Consider the following 16,021-nt stretch of genomic DNA (forward strand, 5'->3'; position numbering starts at 1 on the left):
GCATGGCCGGCGCTCAGACTTCTGCGGACAAACCTCATATCCCTGTTCTTCTGCGCCCGTTGCTGGCTGCCGTGGCGCCGGTGTCAGGTGCCTGGCTGGATGGCACCTTCGGCGCAGGCGGTTATACCCGTGGCCTGCTTGAAGCTGGGGCCGAGAAAGTTATCGGCGTGGATCGCGATCCGCTGGCCTTTGAAATGGCCGCAAGCTGGGCCGGGGAATACGGCGATCGGCTGATGATGCAGCCGGGTGTGTTCTCTCGGATGGATGAATATGCGCAAGATCTTGACGGCGTGGTTCTGGACCTGGGTGTCTCGTCCATGCAACTGGATCAGGCCGAGCGCGGCTTTTCCTTCATGAAAGACGGCCCGCTTGATATGCGCATGAGCCAGCAGGGCGAAAGCGCTGCCGATCTGGTCAATACGGCCACCGAGGCGCAACTGGCCGATATCCTGTTTCATTTCGGCGAGGAGCGTGCCAGCCGTCGGATCGCGAAGGCCATCGTAAAGGCGCGGGCGGAAGAACCGATCGAAACGACTCTGCGTCTTGTCGAGATCATTGAATCTTGTCTGCCACGCCCAAAGCCGGGTCAGTCGCATCCGGCGACACGTAGCTTTCAAGGGCTGCGCATCGCGGTGAACGCCGAGTACGAAGAGCTGTTTCAGGGCCTCATGGCGGCTGAGCGAGCGCTGAAACCGGGCGGGCAACTGGCCGTAGTGACCTTTCACTCGATCGAGGACCGGATGGTCAAACGGTTCCTGCAGTCGCGCGCAGGCAAAACCGGCCGCGCCAATCGCTATGCGCCTGAGATGCTCGAAGATCAGCCTCAATTCACGTTAAAAACGCGCAAGGCCGTAGGGCCGGATGACCAGGAGTTGCAGGAAAACCCTCGTGCGCGCTCGGCCAAGCTGCGCGTGGCGGTGCGAACGGATGCGCCGGCAGGGGAAGAAATTGAGGCCCGTGCAATTGGCATGCCGCAACTGGGGGGGAGGGCAAGATGAAGAGTGTATTGTATGTGTTGACTGCCTTGGCCGTGTTCGGGCTCGCCCTCTGGGCCTATCAGGAAAACTATCGGACCCAGCAAGTGCTTAAGGAAACGCAGTCGTTGCAGCAGAAAATCGGAAACGCGCAGGCGCGGTTGGCTGTATTGAATGCGGAATGGGCCTATCTCAACCGTCCGGATCGTCTGCGTGAACTGGCGGATCTGAATTTTGAACGGCTGGGTCTGCTGCCGCTGCGCGCCGAACAGTTCGGGCGCGCGGATAGAATCGCCTATGGCGAGGACCCCGATCTTCCGATTGTCAGCCCTGACGAATTGCAGGCGATCACGGAAATTCAGTCGCTGGGCGAGGTGCAGATCCCATGACACGCACCCCGCTTCGACCTCTGGCCCGCGTTCTGGACGCCCGCGCTCGTGGTGAAAACCCCAAGGCGATTGAGCGTGAGAACATCCGTCAACGGCACGAGGATATGAAAGACCGCGCCCGCGCCCGGGCTGAGGGTCGCTTGCTGGTGCTAGGGCTGTTCTTTTTCTGTGCGTTTGCGGTGGTGGGCGTGCGTATGGGCATGTTGGCCACGTCCGAGCCGCAAGAGCCTTTGGCCACCGCCCAAGGTGCAGCCATCGCGATGCAGCGCGCCAATATCGTGGATCGTGAGGGGCGCATTCTGGCCACCAACCTGGATACCTATTCGGTCTATGCCCAGCCCCCGTTGATGATCGATCCGACCGCGGCCGCCGATCAGCTGGTGGCGATCTTCCCGGATCTGGACCGTGACCGGCTGATCAAGGACTTTACTGGCGACCGCAAGTTTTTGTGGATCAAAAAGCGGATCTCGCCAGAACAAAAGCAAGCGGTTCATGATATCGGCGACCCCGGCATTCTGTTTGGCCCGCGCGAGATGCGGCTTTACCCGAATGGCAAGCTGGCCGCACATATTCTGGGCGGCTCGGGATTCGGGCGCGAGGGTGTCAGCGCCGCCGAAGTGATCGGAGTTGCAGGTGTCGAGAAGCAGTTCGACAATTATTTGCGCGACCCGGCCAATGGCAACAAGCCGCTGCAATTGTCGCTGGACCTGACGGTGCAGGCTGCGGTCGAACAGGTGCTTTATGGCGGTATGAAGATCATGAACGCCAAAGGCGCGTCGGCGGTTCTGATGAATGCCCATACGGGCGAGGTAATCTCGGCCGCGTCGCTTCCGTCTTTCGATCCCAACGACAGACCGCGTCCACCAACCACTGGGTTCGACCCGTCGGACAGCCCGCTGTTCAACCGTTATGTGCAGGGCGTGTACGAACTGGGGTCGGTGTTCAAGATTTTCACCGCCGCGCAGGCGGTGCAGCTTGGATTGGTCAACTCGAATACGATCATCGATACGTCCGGCCCGATGAAGATCGGCCGGTTTCCGATTGGCGAATTCAACGGCAAGAACTATGGCAAGATCAGCGTGGCCGATGTGATCGTCCACAGTTCGAACCGGGGTACCGGACGTTTGGCACTGCAAATTGGTGCGCAACGGCAACAGGATTTTCTGGAAACGCTGGGCATGTTCGAACCCACCCCGTTCGAGATCGTCGAAGCCAAGGGTGGACAGCCGCTCAAACCCAAAAAATGGGGTGAGTTGAGCACGGTCACTATTTCCTATGGTCACGGCCTGTCGACCAGCCCGATGCATTTGGCGGCGGGCTATGCGGCGATTGCAAATGGTGGGCATTATGTCAGCCCGACCATCCTGCGCAAAAATGGCCCGCAATATGGCCCGCGCGTCTTGTCGGACTCCGCCGCAAGCCAGGCCCAAAAAATGTTGCGCAAGGTTGTCACTGACGGCACCGCCAGCTTTGGTGACGTCGCGGGGTACGATGTTGCGGGCAAGACAGGCACTGCCGACAAACCCAAACCCCGGGGTGGGTATTATGACGAGAAGGTCATCGCCACTTTCGCGACGATTTTCCCGGCCTATGATCCGAAATACGTAATGATCGTGACGCTGGATGAGCCGTCGATCGTGGCTTACGGCGAAAAGCGCCGTACTGCAGGGTGGACCGCCGTGCCGGTGGCGGCTGAATTGATCGGTCGGGTCGCCCCGCTTTTGGGCCTGCGTCCCCGGCTTGAGCCTGAGGCGGGCGCTGCTATAACGCTGACCTCGAATTAGGCTGTCCAAAAGAGGTGGGTCATGGGCGCAAGGACAAAGAAACTCAGCCAACTGGCCCTGACAGCGCGCGGTGGCGCGAATCCCGATATCTCGGGGCTGGCGGTAGACAGCCGCAAGGTTAAGGATGGCTATCTGTTTGCGGCCTTGCCCGGAACGCGGGTTCATGGCGGTGAGTTCATCCAATTCGCCCTGCGCATGGGGGCCTCTGCCATTCTGACCGACGCCGAGGGGGCGGAGATTGCGGCCAAAGAACTGGCAGCCTCCGACGCCGCTCTGATCGTGGCCGAAGACCCGCGTCAGGCGCTTGCCGGGGCTGCCGCGCTTTGGTTCGGGGCGCAACCGCAGACCATTGTGGCGGTGACCGGCACCAACGGCAAAACATCCGTCGCCACATTCGTGCGCCAAATCTGGTCCGAGCTTGGCCATGCCGCCATCAATCTTGGCACCACCGGTGTCGAAGGCGCATGGACCGCGCCGCTGGCCCATACCACACCGGAACCGATCACCCTGCATCGCGCTCTGGCCGAGGCTGCCGAAAATGGCGTAACCCATGCCGCGATGGAGGCGTCGTCGCACGGGCTCGAACAGCGCCGCCTGGACGGGGTGCACCTGACAGCCGCCGGTTTCTCGAACTTCACACAGGATCATTTGGACTATCACGAAACATTCGAGGCGTATTTCAACGCCAAGGCCGGGCTGTTCGACCGGGTGCTGCCACAGGACGGAACAGCGGTGATCAACCTCAGCGATCCCAAGGGCGCGCAGGTGCAGGACATTGCCATGGCGCGAGGCCAATCCGTTCTGACCGTCGGGGCCGAGGGCGCAGACCTTTGGCTTTTGAATCAACGCTTTGATGCAACTGGCCAGGACTTGCGGTTCTCATTCCAGGGCAAGACCTATCAAACCCGCCTGAACCTGATCGGCGGTTTTCAGGCTGAAAACATCCTGCTGGCCTGCGGTCTGGTCATTGCCGCCGGGGAAGACCCCGACCGTGTATTCGAGACCCTGCCGCACCTGACAACCGTGCGCGGACGGATGCAACTGGCCGCCACCCGTGAGAACGGTGCGACGATCTTTGTCGATTACGCCCATACGCCGGACGCCGTGTCGACCGCGCTGAAGGCGATGCGCCCGCATGTCATGGGTCGCCTGATCGCTATCGTTGGTGCAGGTGGGGACCGTGATGCCACCAAGCGCCCCCTGATGGGGCAGGCTGCCGCTGACAACGCGGATCTGGTGTTCGTCACCGATGACAACCCCCGCGGCGAAGACCCCGCCACCATCCGGGCTGCCGTCATGCTGGGCGCGCCGGACGCCACCGAAGTGGGCGACCGGGCCGAGGCCATTCTGCGCGGCATCGACGCTCTGCAACCGGGCGACGCGCTGCTGATCGCGGGCAAAGGGCACGAAACCGGCCAGATCGTCGGCGATCAGGTGCTGCCCTTCGACGACGCCGAACAAGCCAGCATCAGCGTCGCCGCGCTGGACGGGAGGGTCGCATGACCCTCTGGACTGCATCCGAGGCCGCAGCGGCCACCGGCGGGCGTGCAACGACAGACTGGCAAGCCGACGGCGTGTCCATCGACACCCGCACCTTGCAGCCCGGCGACCTTTTCGTGGCGCTCAAAGCTGCGCGCGACGGGCATGAGTTCGTCGCTCAGGCTTTGGAAAAAGGGGCAGGGGCCGCGCTGGTGTCGCATATCCCCGATGGTGTGGACGACACTGCACCGCTTTTGATCGTGGACGATGTGCAGACAGCACTCGAAGCTCTGGGTCAGGCCGCACGTACGCGCACATCCGCTCAGGTTGTTGGCGTGACTGGCAGCGTCGGCAAGACCTCGACCAAGGAAATGCTGGCGACGATCCTGGAAACCCACGGCAAGACCCATGCCAGCGTCGCCAGCTACAACAACCATTGGGGCGTCCCCCTGACGCTGGCCCGAATGCCGCGCGATACCGAATTTGCGGTGATCGAGATCGGCATGAATCATCCCGGAGAGATCGCCCCGCTCGCCCGTCAGAGCCGCCCGCATGTGGCGCTGGTCACAACCGTCGCGGCGGTTCATCTTGAGGCGTTCGACTCGGTCGCCGGAATCGCCGCCGAGAAAGGCGCGATTTTCGATGGTTTGACCGAGGGCGGCACCGCCATCGTGAATGCCGATATCGACCATGCAGACATCCTGCGCCAATGCGCGACGCAAAACGGTGCGCGGATTGTTGATTTTGGCCGGACCGCCACGGATTACCTACTGACCGATGTGGAACCGCAGGCCAACGCGATCCGCGCGCAGGCCATCATCGCCTGCCGACCCGCCGCTTTCGAAGTCAATTCGGCAGGAACCCATTTCGCCATGAACGCGCTGGGTGCCTTGGCGGCTTGTGCGGCGATGGGCGTCGACACGGATGCGGCCATCAAGGGGCTGGGCCGGTGGTCTCCGGTCAAAGGGCGCGGCGTGCGCGAGGTGATTGACCTGACAAACGGCGGCAGGATCGAACTGCTGGATGACAGCTATAACGCCAACCCAACCTCGATGGAGGCGGCGCTTGACGTGCTGGCGGCCACGCAATCCAAGCGCCGCATCGCCTTTCTGGGCGATATGAAAGAACTGGGCGCGCAGGAACAGGCCATGCACGCCGCAATGGCCGATGTCACCGCGATGACGCGTGTCGATCAGGTGCATTGCATCGGCCCGCTGATGCAGGCGCTGCATGAGGTGTTGCCGCAAGACAAACGTGGGCTGTGGTTCGAGACGAGCGCCGAAATGGCCACCCACCTTCCGGACCTGATCCGCGACGGAGATGCGGTTCTGGCCAAGGGATCGCTGAGCATGGCGCTGGCGGGCATTGTTGACGGCCTGCGAGAAATGGGGCAAGGGGGCGCGCTTGATTAAACGCGCGCCGTGACCTCTGTGTGAGAAAGGTATTGGTATGCTCTATTGGTTGACCGCACTGTCGGACGGAGGGGACTTTTTCAACCTCTTCCGCTATATCACGTTCCGTGCAGGCGGCGCGTTTCTGACGGCGCTGGTCTTTGGGTTCATCTTTGGCAAACCCCTGATCAACGTGCTGCGCCGCAAGCAGGGCAAGGGTCAGCCGATCCGTGATGATGGGCCGGAAGGGCATCTGAACAAGGCCGGAACCCCCACCATGGGCGGGCTGCTGATCGTCGGCGCGCTGGTGACGTCGACCCTGATCTGGGCGCGCTGGGACAATCCGTTTGTATGGATGGTCCTGTTTGTGACACTGGCATATGCAGCGATTGGCTTTGCCGACGACTACGCCAAGGTGTCGAAACAAAACACCAAAGGCGTGTCCAGCAAGATGCGGCTTGCGCTGGGTGTGCTGATCGCGGTTCTGGCCGCGCTTTGGGCAACGTTGCATCACCCGGCTGATCTGCAGAACCAACTGGCGCTGCCGGTGTTCAAGGACACGCTGATCAATCTGGGCCTGTTCTATATCCCATTCGCCATCGTGGTCATTGTGGGTTCGGCAAATGCAGTGAACCTGACCGATGGTCTGGACGGTTTGGCCATCATGCCGGCAATGATTGCGGCCACAACGCTGGGTATCATTGCCTATGCGGTGGGCCGCGTCGACTTCACGGAATATCTCGACGTGCATTACGTGCCGGGGACCGGAGAGATCCTGATCTTTACGGCAGCCCTTTTTGGCGGCGGGCTTGGTTTCCTTTGGTACAACGCCCCTCCTGCGGCGGTGTTCATGGGCGATACCGGATCGCTCGCGCTGGGTGGCGCGTTGGGGGCCATCGCCGTTGCCACCAAACACGAGCTGGTTCTGGCCGTAGTCGGCGGTCTGTTCGTCGTTGAGGCGTTGAGCGTGATCATTCAGGTTCTTTACTTCAAACGTACTGGTAAGCGCGTGTTCTTGATGGCGCCCATCCATCATCATTATGAGAAGAAGGGTTGGGCCGAGCCGACGATTGTGATCCGGTTCTGGATCATCTCTCTGATTCTGGCGATGATCGGTCTGGCAACGCTGAAAGTCCGGTAGCTCTCCCGCCAGGTTCGGAGGGCCTTCGGCCCGCCTGCACCTGTTGGGTCCGGCTCGCGCGCAGGCGCGCGAGCCTGATCGCGCCCTTGCCTTTCGGTTTTCCTTGGGTGCAGTGTGCGCGTGGAATTCACGTCAGGAAGGTATGCGGCATGATCCCGGTCAAAGGGTTTTCTGGGCAGAAAGTTGCGGTATTGGGATTGGGTCGTTCCGGTCTTGCTACGGCGCGGGCACTGCGCGCAGGCGGGGCGGAGCCAGTTTGCTGGGATGACAACCCAGCGGCGCGTGAAACGGCCGAGGCCGAAGGGTTTTCCTGCACGGAGCTGAAACGCCAGGGTGCGATGGAGGATGTCGCATCGTTGATCGTTTCGCCCGGGATTCCGCATCTTTATCCTGAGCCGAACCCTGTCGTGCTGGCGGCGCTGGAGGCGGGCGTGCCCGTCGACAATGACATCGGCCTGTTCTTTTGCAGCTTTGCCGGCCAGGATTGGGGCCGGTTCGAAACCCCGCCCCGTGTCATTACCGTGACCGGCTCCAACGGGAAATCTACGACAGCGGCGCTGATCCACCACATACTGACTGAGGCCGGGCGGGACTCGCAGCTTGCCGGGAACATTGGTCGTGGGGTTCTGGATATTGATCCCGGCGGTGACGGTTCTGTCGTTGTTCTTGAGCTCAGCAGCTATCAGACCGAACTTGCGCGGGCACTGACACCTGATATCGCGGTCTTTACCAACCTGTCGCCCGACCATCTGGACCGGCATGGAGGTATGGGTGGCTATTTCGCTGCCAAGCGACGCTTGTTTGCCGAGGGGGGACCGGACCGCGCCATCATCGGCGTTGACGAGGACGAAGGCGCCTTTTTGGCGGGGCAGTTGGCCGAAGGTCCCTCCGATGACCGTGTTATCCGCGTCTCTGTTGAGCGCAAGATAACTGGCCCAGGATGGCAGGTTTTTGCACGTAAGGGGTTTCTTTCGGAATACCGCAAGGGGCGGCAGGCGGCTTCGATCGACCTGCGCGGCATTAAGGGGCTGCCCGGCGCGCATAATCACCAAAATGCCTGCTCTGCCTATGCGGCCTGCCGTGCGCTGGGGCTGGCGCCCAAATTGATTGAATCCGCACTGCACAGCTTTCCTGGCTTGCCACATCGCAGCCAGATCATCGCCGAGGCTGACGGGGTCACTTACGTCAACGACTCGAAGGCGACCAATGTGGACAGCGCCGTCAAAGCTCTGAGTGCCTTCCAAAGCATTCGATGGATTTGCGGAGGGCTTGAGAAAGAGGGGGGGCTGGCTGCCCTGAACGACGCCTCGGACCATGTACTGAAAGCCTATGTTATTGGGCGCGAGGCCGCGCGTTTTGCCATGCAGTTGGACGCGGAAACCGTGGTCTGCACCACGATGGCAGACGCCGTCGCGCAGGCGATGGCCGACGCGCAACCGGGCGAGACGATTCTGCTGGCACCGGCGGCGGCCAGTTTCGATCAATATGACAGTTTCGAAAAACGCGGCGAGGATTTCGAGGCCGAGGTTCACAAACGGCTGCCAGAGGCCAGCGGTTGCAAATGACCGCCGGTTCGGTCAGGCTCTGACCGTATCAGCTTGACGCGCCATTGCTTTTGGTTTTGCCTGCCGAAAATTTCACTACGAGGTTATGAATATGCCATACCGTAAGTTTGCCCTGATCCTTCCTGCCCTCTTTGTGGTAGGAGCCTGCACCAACACCGGTGCGAACTATCAGCCCGTGATAGATGGCCCCGTCGGCCCGAACTACAACAACGACCTGTTGCAATGCCAGCAGCTTGCCGCATCGCAGGCAAGCGTTGACGGCTCGACGGCAGGCAACGCCGCAATCGGTGCGGCGGGTGCGGCTGCGGTCACTGGAATCGTACAGGACAGCAGCGACAATCTGGGCCGCGCAGCGGTTGCCGGTGCGCTGGTCGGCGCTGGCGCGGACGTGATCAATAAGAATCAGAACAAGGAAGTCATCGTGCGCAACTGCATGCGCGGACGCGGCTATAACGTCGTCGGCTAACGACCTGCGATGGCGGTTCCAGCGGCGTGGCCTGACGACCACGCCCATTGAAAATTGTAGCCGCCCAGCCAACCGGTGACATCCACCGCTTCGCCAATGACATAAAGGCCAGGGATATCTCTGGCCTCCATTGTTTTTGACGAAAGCCCATCGGTCGAGATGCCGCCGAGTGTCACCTCGGCCGTGCGATACCCTTCGGTGCCCGAGGGGGTCAGGTGCCAGTTGGACAGGGCGGAAACCAGTTCACTCAACGCGTCGTCGGATTGATCGGCCAAATTGCTATGCATCGGGATCTGATGGCTCAGATACTCGACCAGCCGAGCAGGCAAGTGCCTGGCCAGTTCCGTTTTCAGGGCCTTGCGACCACCGCTCTGGCGCTGATCACGCAGCAGATCATGCAGGTTGAGATCAGGGATCAGATTGACGCTGATATCCTCGCCCTCGCGCCAGTACGAGGACAGCTGCAAAACCGACGGACCGCTGAGCCCGCGATGGGTGAACAGCAGTGCCTCGTCAAAGCTGGTGCGGTCATTCGAGAGGCGCACGGGCAGGGAAACCCCGGACAGCTCCTTGAATTTGCCATCCGAGAAAGTGAACGGAACCAACGCTGCGCGCGTGTCCGTGACACTCAGGCCAAACTGGCGGGCAATATCATAAGCCAACCCGGTCGCGCCCATTTTGGGTATCGACTTGCCGCCCGTGGCCAGGACCAGATTGGCGCAAGACAGGCTCAGCCGCTGCCCTTCGCGATCGACGCCCAACGCAAATCCGGCTTCGGTCCGGCGAAGCTCTTTCACATCGGTCTGAACCCATAACTCTGCCCCGGCGCGCGCCATTTCGGTCAACAGCATCTGGATGATCTGTTTTGAGGATCCGTCGCAGAAGAGCTGCCCCAGAGTCTTTTCGTGCCACGCGATACCATGACGCCCAACAAGATCGACAAAGTCCCATTGAGTGTAGCGCGCCAGCGCGGATTTGCAGAAATGCGGGTTCTGCGACAGGAAATTCTGCGCGCTCGCGTACATATTGGTAAAGTTGCAACGCCCGCCACCCGAGATACGGATTTTTTCGCCAGCAGCCTTTGCGTGGTCGATCACCAGCACACGTCCGCCGCAATGGGCGGCGCACATCATGCCCGCAGCACCTGCGCCCAGTATGATGGTGTCATAGATCATGCGAAGCCCATGGCGCGGTTTGCGCTCGATGGCAAGTCGAAGCTGCCCGTGCAGGGTCTGCCCATCCAGAGTTCTGCCAAGCCACACGCGATCCCTTGCCGGTGGCATGTATTCCTTGGATGTATCACGGCCACAGTTATGCGCGTGCATATCTTCGATAGTTGACCGGTTCCGTCAACATTTCTATCAATCTCCAACCCTGACGCTAGGGAAGGGGCACTTTAGTCTGGTGGAGTCTCACCTGAATGCCGACTACGATTTATGGTGCATTTCGCAGCAACAGTACTCTGACGGACGCGGGTGCCTCGTCGACGGTTGTCGGGTCCGTTTTTGAAATCTCGTCATATAGCCAGATCACCATCGAGGATGGTACAGACGGAACAGTATTCGACGGTGACAGCAGTTCGAACGAAACCGCCAATGACCCGACCCAGACGTTTAACGACGAGATCATTTTTTGGGATTTCACGGTTTCGGTGACGGACGGCATGAATACCTATCAGATCGCCCTTTTCGACTATGACCTTGACGGTGACGGAAACTCGATTGGCGTGGACTCCGAAGATGGGTATTTCATGGCGTTTATCGGCCCGATTCCGCCGCTTGATACGCCGCTCGAGATTACGGCGATCATCGACAACGGGCCGAATATTGACGTTGACACCGTTGTGCCCTGTTTCGTTTCCGGCACAGCAATCCTGACGCCTGATGGCAGACGCCCGATTGAGACGCTAAGCGTTGGCGACACCGTCATCACATTGGACAACGGCCCGCAGGTGATCCGATGGATCGGATCCCGGACGCTCGATAGCATTGATCTTGCGATAAAGCCAAAGCTGCGCCCGATCAGGTTCGCGCCGGGGTCGCTTGGCAAGGGATTGCCCGAGCGCGAATTGTATGTGTCCCGGCAGCATCGGATGCTGGTGCGGTCTCCGATCGTTGCCAGAATGTTTGCCAAGAACGAGGTGCTGATCGCCGCACATAAGCTAGCGGGTCTGCCGGGTGTCACAGTGGGCGATGACGTGGAAACGGTCACCTACCATCATATGCTTTTCGACCGGCATGAGGTCGTCTTTGCCGAAGGCGCGCCATCAGAAAGCCTGTTTACCGGACCCGAAGCATTGAAAGCCGTCGGAGAGGCGGCAATTGCCGAGATCAATACCCTGTTCCCGGAGCTTCTGGCGGACGATTACGTGCCGCAGTTGGCTCGACTTGTTCCGGCAAAGGGCCGAAAGGTGCGTTCTCTGGTTGCGCGGCACAAGAAGAACGGAAAACCGCTTTTGTCCTGAATTGCGAACCGGACAGCTCGGCTGAAATCAATTGGGCGTATCCGCAAAAGGCTCGGCGACGATCTGGTGGTCGTCCTCATAAACGACGTATCCAACGCGGTCGGTGCGCAGGGTTTCGATGACATAGCCGTTTTCCGTCAGCAAAGCGATCAACTCATAGGATTTGTCCAGCGCCTCTGATGCGCCGGGTTTGAACCAGCTCAACCCTTTGGTTTCGCGATGGAATGCACCCTTGGACTTGGTGCTGTTGAAGCGCGTCGGAGTAGGCAAATGTACGCGAAACCAGTCCAGCAGGTCCTCGAGACGCGCATGGGAATATTGGTCCAGCGTTTCCAGATCGCGAAGATCGTAGGCGGCGCAGAAAAAACCGCTGCGGGCTGCCATGCCGGCAACGGCGTCCTGACACACAAACCTGACATACATTACCTGATGACTTCCGCATTCATTGTCTGACGTTCAGTAAGCTATTCGCTCGTCCAAAGTGTCAATCGCGGTAAGGTCTGCGCGTTTCGCAACGCCTGCGCGAAATCCCCCCGCACCCGTCATTCCGCTAGCCCAAATGCAAATTTCCCTGTAGAGTCTCAATCAGACCCCGAAAACGGGGCGTTAACGAGGCAGATAGTGGCGGTATCTCATGACTGAGATGGTGTATGGCGCGGTCCAGAACCAGCGCGGCGAACCGATTCTTCCAAAGTGGTGGCGAACGATTGATCGCTGGAGCATGTCCTGCGTTCTGATCCTGTTTGTCATCGGGTTGTTGCTGGGGCTGGCCTCATCCCCGCCGCTGGCAGGGCGCAACGGGTTTGATCCGTTCCACTATGTCGAACGGCAGGCGCTTTTCGGTGGACTGGCTCTGGTTGCGATGCTGCTGACCTCAATGATGTCCCCCACTCTGGTGCGGCGCCTGGCGGTGCTGGGGTTTCTGGGGGCTTTCGTGGCGCTGGCGTTCCTGCCGGTTTTCGGCACTGATTTCGGCAAGGGTGCGGTTCGGTGGTATTCGCTGGGCTTTGCCTCGCTACAACCATCCGAGTTCCTTAAGCCGGGTTTCGTGGTTGTGGCCGCATGGCTGCTGGCCGCCTCGCAAGAGATCAACGGCCCGCCGGGGCGGCTGTGGTCCTTTGCTTTGTGCATGGCCATTGTTGGCATGCTGGTGATGCAGCCCGATTTCGGTCAGGCCTGCCTGATCCTGTTTGGCTGGGGCGTGATGTATTTTGTGGCCGGCGCACCCATGTTGTTACTGGTCGGGATGGCTGGTGTCGTTGTCTTGGGCGGGATGTTTGCCTATTCGAACTCAGAGCATTTCGCACGCCGGATTGATGGCTTCCTCAACCAAGAGGTCGACCCGACGACTCAGCTTGGCTATGCGACCAACGCTATCCGCGAAGGCGGCCTGTTCGGTGTTGGTGTTGGCGAAGGGCAGGTGAAATGGTCTCTGCCTGACGCGCATACGGATTTCATCATCGCCGTGGCCGCCGAGGAATATGGCCTGATCCTGGTGCTGATCATCATTGCGCTTTATTCGATCATCGTTGTGCGTTCGCTGCTGCGTTTGATGCGCGAACGCGACGTTTTCATCCGTCTGGCTGGCACCGGTCTGGCGTGCATGTTCGGTGTGCAGGCAATGATCAACATGGGCGTTGCGGTCCGCCTGCTGCCCGCCAAAGGCATGACGCTGCCATTTGTCAGCTATGGCGGTTCCTCACTGATTGCGGGTGGTATTGCGGTCGGCATGCTGCTGGCCTTCACCCGTAGCCGCCCGCAGGGCGGGCTTGGCGAAATTCTGCGCGGACGAGGCTGATGAGCAAACCCTACCTTCTGATCGCGGCTGGCGGCACCGGGGGGCATATGTTCCCAGCGCAGGCTCTGACCGAGGCGATGCTGCACAAGGGCTGGCGGGTACGCCTGTCCACCGACCCGCGTGGTGCGCGCTATACCGGTGCCTTCCCCGAAGGTGTAGACATCGTTCAGGCCTCTTCGGCAACCTTCGCCCGTGGCGGCCTGGCGGCCAAGGTACTGGTTGGACCCAAGATCGTAACTGGTGTCACAGGAATGGCCGCGCAGATGATGCGCGACAAGCCGGACGTGGTGGTGGGCTTTGGTGGGTATCCTTCGATCCCGGCTTTGGGCGCGGCGACGCTGTTGAAGATTCCGCGCATGATCCACGAACAGAACGGAGTTTTGGGCCGCGTTAACAAGGTGTTTGCCACCCGCGTGGCGCATGTGGCCTGCGGTGTCTGGCCAACCGATCTGCCGGAAGGCGCGCAAGGCATACACACTGGAAACCCGGTCCGCGCCGCCGTGTTGGACCGCGCCGCCGCGCCTTACATTCCGCCCGGAGATTACCCGATGTCGGTCCTCGTGATGGGCGGCTCTCAGGGCGCGCGTATCCTCAGCGACATGGTGCCGGGGGCAATTGCAGCGCTGCCCGAACACCTGCGCGGCTTCATCCGCGTCGCGCATCAGGCCCGTGATGAGGACGCAGAACGGGTCAAGGCGTTTTATGCCGACAACGGCATCCGTGCAGACGTTCAACCCTTCTTCGATGACGTCCCTCGGCGCATGTCTGATGCACAGCTTGTCATTTCACGTTCCGGGGCTTCGAGTGTGGCGGACATCTCGGTCATCGGGCGACCGTCGATCCTGATCCCGTTTGCCGCCGCCGCAGGCGATCACCAGACCGCGAATGCGCGCGGACTGGTTCAGGCCGGTGCTGCGATCATGATCCCCGAAAATTCCCTTGACGTTCCCGCGTTGACCGAGCAAATGAACACGGTTCTCACCAACCCCGAAGCCGCACAACATATGGCCCATGCCGCGCTATCGGTTGGGGCGCCGGACGCAACCGAGCGTCTGACAGCCCTTGTCGAGCAACTGGCGCAGAAGGAGACCTCATGAATCCAGCAACCAAACTGCCGCAGGACGTTGGGCCGATCCACTTTGTCGGCATCGGCGGAATCGGGATGTCAGGCATCGCCGAGGTGCTTCTGAACCTGGGCTACCGTGTCCAAGGCTCGGACCTGAAGTCGTCAAAGATCACCGACCGTCTGGCGTCGCTTGGTGCCGAGATTTTCGAAGGCCAGCGTGCCGAAAACCTGAAGAACGCTGCTGTGGTGGTGGTTTCGACTGCGATCAAACCGGGCAACCCGGAACTTGACGAGGCGCGTGCCCAAGGTCTGCCGGTGGTGCGCCGCGCCGATATGCTGGCCGAGCTGATGCGCTTGCGCTCGAACATCGCGATTGCGGGAACCCACGGCAAGACCACCACCACCACCATGATGGCCGAACTGATGGTCGCGGGCGATTTCGACCCTACCGTCGTCAATGGCGGCATCATCCACGCCTATGGCTCGAATGCCCGCATGGGGCAGGGCGAATGGATGGTGGTCGAGGCCGACGAGAGCGACGGTTCCTTCAACCGCCTGCCCGCGACGATTGCCATCGTCACCAATATCGACCCCGAGCATATGGAGCATTGGGGTGACTTCGACACGTTGCGCGACGGCTTTTACGAGTTCGTCTCGAACCTGCCCTTCTACGGGCTGGCCGTCTGCTGTACCGACCACGCCGAGGTGCAGACGCTGGTGGGACGTATCTCGGACCGCCGTGTGCGCACCTATGGGTTCAACGCGCAAGCTGATGTGCGGGCCGAGAACCTGACCTATAAAGGCGGCATCGCGCATTTCGACATTCACCTGCAATACGAAGACAAGGTGATCGAGGGCTGCACCCTGCCGATGCCCGGCGACCACAATGTTTCGAACGCGCTGAGCGCTGTGGCCGTGGCCCGCCATCTGGGCATGAAAGCCAGCGAAATCCGCGATGCGCTGGCCAATTTTGGCGGCGTCAACCGCCGCTTTACCAAGGTCGGCGAAGTTGATGGGGTGACCATAATCGACGATTACGGCCACCACCCCGTTGAAATCGCCGCAGTCCTGAAAGCCGCCCGTCAGGCGACCGAGGGTCGGGTGATCGCCGTCCACCAGCCGCACCGCTATTCCCGCCTGTCCGATCTGTTCGACGACTTCTGCACCTGCTTCAACGACGCCGACGTCGTCGCCATCGCCGAGGTCTTTGCTGCAGGTGAAGACCCGATCGAAGGGGCCGACCGCGATGCTTTGGTGCAGGGGCTGATCCGTCACGGCCACCGCCACGCGCGCGCGATCCTGGACGAAGGCGACCTAGAACGCCTTGTCCGCGAACAGGCCCGCCCCGGTGACATGGTCGTGTGTTTGGGGGCCGGTACGATCAGCGCATGGGCCAACGGGTTGCCGGAGAGATTGCAAAGGAAAGTGGCTGTTTGACGCGGCCACTCAACCGGGCGTGACGCCCTGATGCTTGAAACCATATTTTAGCCGCAATGACGGTGTC

The 16,021-nt window shown here is 60.7% G+C and carries 14 protein-coding genes; 12 read left to right on the forward strand and 2 right to left on the reverse strand.

Translation table 11 applies throughout. The features are described from left to right. Window positions 1–2: 2 nt before the first annotated feature. The 8 genes from rsmH to ACR0JA_RS09120 all read left to right on the forward strand — a co-directional run bounded on the left by rsmH (window position 3) and on the right by ACR0JA_RS09120 (window position 9,189). On the forward strand, window positions 3–998 hold the full coding sequence (gene rsmH, locus ACR0JA_RS09085; protein WP_480573369.1) for a 16S rRNA (cytosine(1402)-N(4))-methyltransferase RsmH: 996 nt from the start codon (window positions 3–5) through the stop codon (window positions 996–998). Further along, entirely contained in the window at window positions 995–1,363 is a 369-nt protein-coding gene (gene ftsL, locus ACR0JA_RS09090; RefSeq protein WP_480573022.1) for a cell division protein FtsL, read from the forward strand. Before rsmH ends, ftsL begins: the two co-directional genes overlap by 4 nt. After that, window positions 1,360–3,147, forward strand: a complete 1,788-nt coding sequence (locus ACR0JA_RS09095; RefSeq protein WP_480573025.1) for a peptidoglycan D,D-transpeptidase FtsI family protein — start codon at window positions 1,360–1,362, stop codon at window positions 3,145–3,147. The genes ftsL and ACR0JA_RS09095 overlap by 4 nt, the downstream gene beginning before the upstream one ends. Window positions 3,148–3,168: 21 nt before the next feature. Beyond that, the gene (locus ACR0JA_RS09100) at window positions 3,169–4,650 is read left to right on the forward strand and encodes a UDP-N-acetylmuramoyl-L-alanyl-D-glutamate--2,6-diaminopimelate ligase (protein WP_480573028.1); all 1,482 of its coding nucleotides are present in this window, start codon (window positions 3,169–3,171) and stop codon (window positions 4,648–4,650) included. After that, window positions 4,647–6,038: a UDP-N-acetylmuramoyl-tripeptide--D-alanyl-D-alanine ligase gene (locus tag ACR0JA_RS09105; protein WP_480573031.1), complete on the forward strand. Its 1,392-nt coding sequence runs from the start codon at window positions 4,647–4,649 to the stop codon at window positions 6,036–6,038. The genes ACR0JA_RS09100 and ACR0JA_RS09105 overlap by 4 nt, the downstream gene beginning before the upstream one ends. Before the next feature lie 37 nt (window positions 6,039–6,075). Further along, window positions 6,076–7,158, forward strand: coding sequence for a phospho-N-acetylmuramoyl-pentapeptide-transferase (gene mraY / locus ACR0JA_RS09110; RefSeq protein WP_170710236.1), 1,083 nt, complete (start codon window positions 6,076–6,078; stop codon window positions 7,156–7,158). Window positions 7,159–7,307: 149 nt separating this feature from the next. Next, entirely contained in the window at window positions 7,308–8,723 is a 1,416-nt protein-coding gene (gene murD / locus ACR0JA_RS09115; protein WP_480573034.1) for a UDP-N-acetylmuramoyl-L-alanine--D-glutamate ligase, read from the forward strand. 91 nt (window positions 8,724–8,814) lie between these two features. Beyond that, entirely contained in the window at window positions 8,815–9,189 is a 375-nt protein-coding gene (locus tag ACR0JA_RS09120; RefSeq protein ID WP_480573038.1) for a glycine zipper family protein, read from the forward strand. Here the strand turns inward: ACR0JA_RS09120 and ACR0JA_RS09125 are convergent. Then, window positions 9,186–10,364: a BaiN/RdsA family NAD(P)/FAD-dependent oxidoreductase gene (locus ACR0JA_RS09125; protein ID WP_480573372.1), complete on the reverse strand. Its 1,179-nt coding sequence runs from the start codon at window positions 10,362–10,364 to the stop codon at window positions 9,186–9,188. The two genes, ACR0JA_RS09120 and ACR0JA_RS09125, sit on opposite strands and share 4 nt — an antisense overlap. A gap of 245 nt (window positions 10,365–10,609) precedes the next feature. Here ACR0JA_RS09125 and ACR0JA_RS09130 point away from each other — a divergent pair, with 245 nt between their 5' ends. Next, window positions 10,610–11,653 (forward strand): Hint domain-containing protein, encoded by a 1,044-nt coding sequence (locus ACR0JA_RS09130; RefSeq protein WP_480573041.1) that lies wholly within the window; start codon window positions 10,610–10,612, stop codon window positions 11,651–11,653. Between the two features lie 27 nt (window positions 11,654–11,680). Here the strand turns inward: ACR0JA_RS09130 and ACR0JA_RS09135 are convergent, their stop codons facing one another. Further along, window positions 11,681–12,076 carry a hypothetical protein gene (locus ACR0JA_RS09135; protein WP_480573044.1) on the reverse strand — a complete coding sequence of 132 codons (396 nt, stop codon included), beginning with the start codon at window positions 12,074–12,076 and terminating at the stop codon, window positions 11,681–11,683. 211 nt (window positions 12,077–12,287) lie between these two features. On the opposite strand from ACR0JA_RS09135, the gene ftsW reads away from it, so the two are divergent. The 3 genes from ftsW to murC are packed head-to-tail and all read left to right on the forward strand — an operon-like array spanning window position 12,288 to window position 15,954. Then, on the forward strand, window positions 12,288–13,451 hold the full coding sequence (gene ftsW, locus ACR0JA_RS09140) for a putative lipid II flippase FtsW (protein WP_480573047.1): 1,164 nt from the start codon (window positions 12,288–12,290) through the stop codon (window positions 13,449–13,451). After that, window positions 13,451–14,548: a UDP-N-acetylglucosamine--N-acetylmuramyl-(pentapeptide) pyrophosphoryl-undecaprenol N-acetylglucosamine transferase gene (locus tag ACR0JA_RS09145; protein ID WP_480573051.1), complete on the forward strand. Its 1,098-nt coding sequence runs from the start codon at window positions 13,451–13,453 to the stop codon at window positions 14,546–14,548. The genes ftsW and ACR0JA_RS09145 overlap by 1 nt, the downstream gene beginning before the upstream one ends. Then, entirely contained in the window at window positions 14,545–15,954 is a 1,410-nt protein-coding gene (gene murC, locus ACR0JA_RS09150) for a UDP-N-acetylmuramate--L-alanine ligase (RefSeq protein WP_480573054.1), read from the forward strand. The genes ACR0JA_RS09145 and murC overlap by 4 nt, the downstream gene beginning before the upstream one ends. Window positions 15,955–16,021: the final 67 nt, after the last annotated feature.

The organism is Ruegeria sp. AM4, assembly GCF_056540665.1.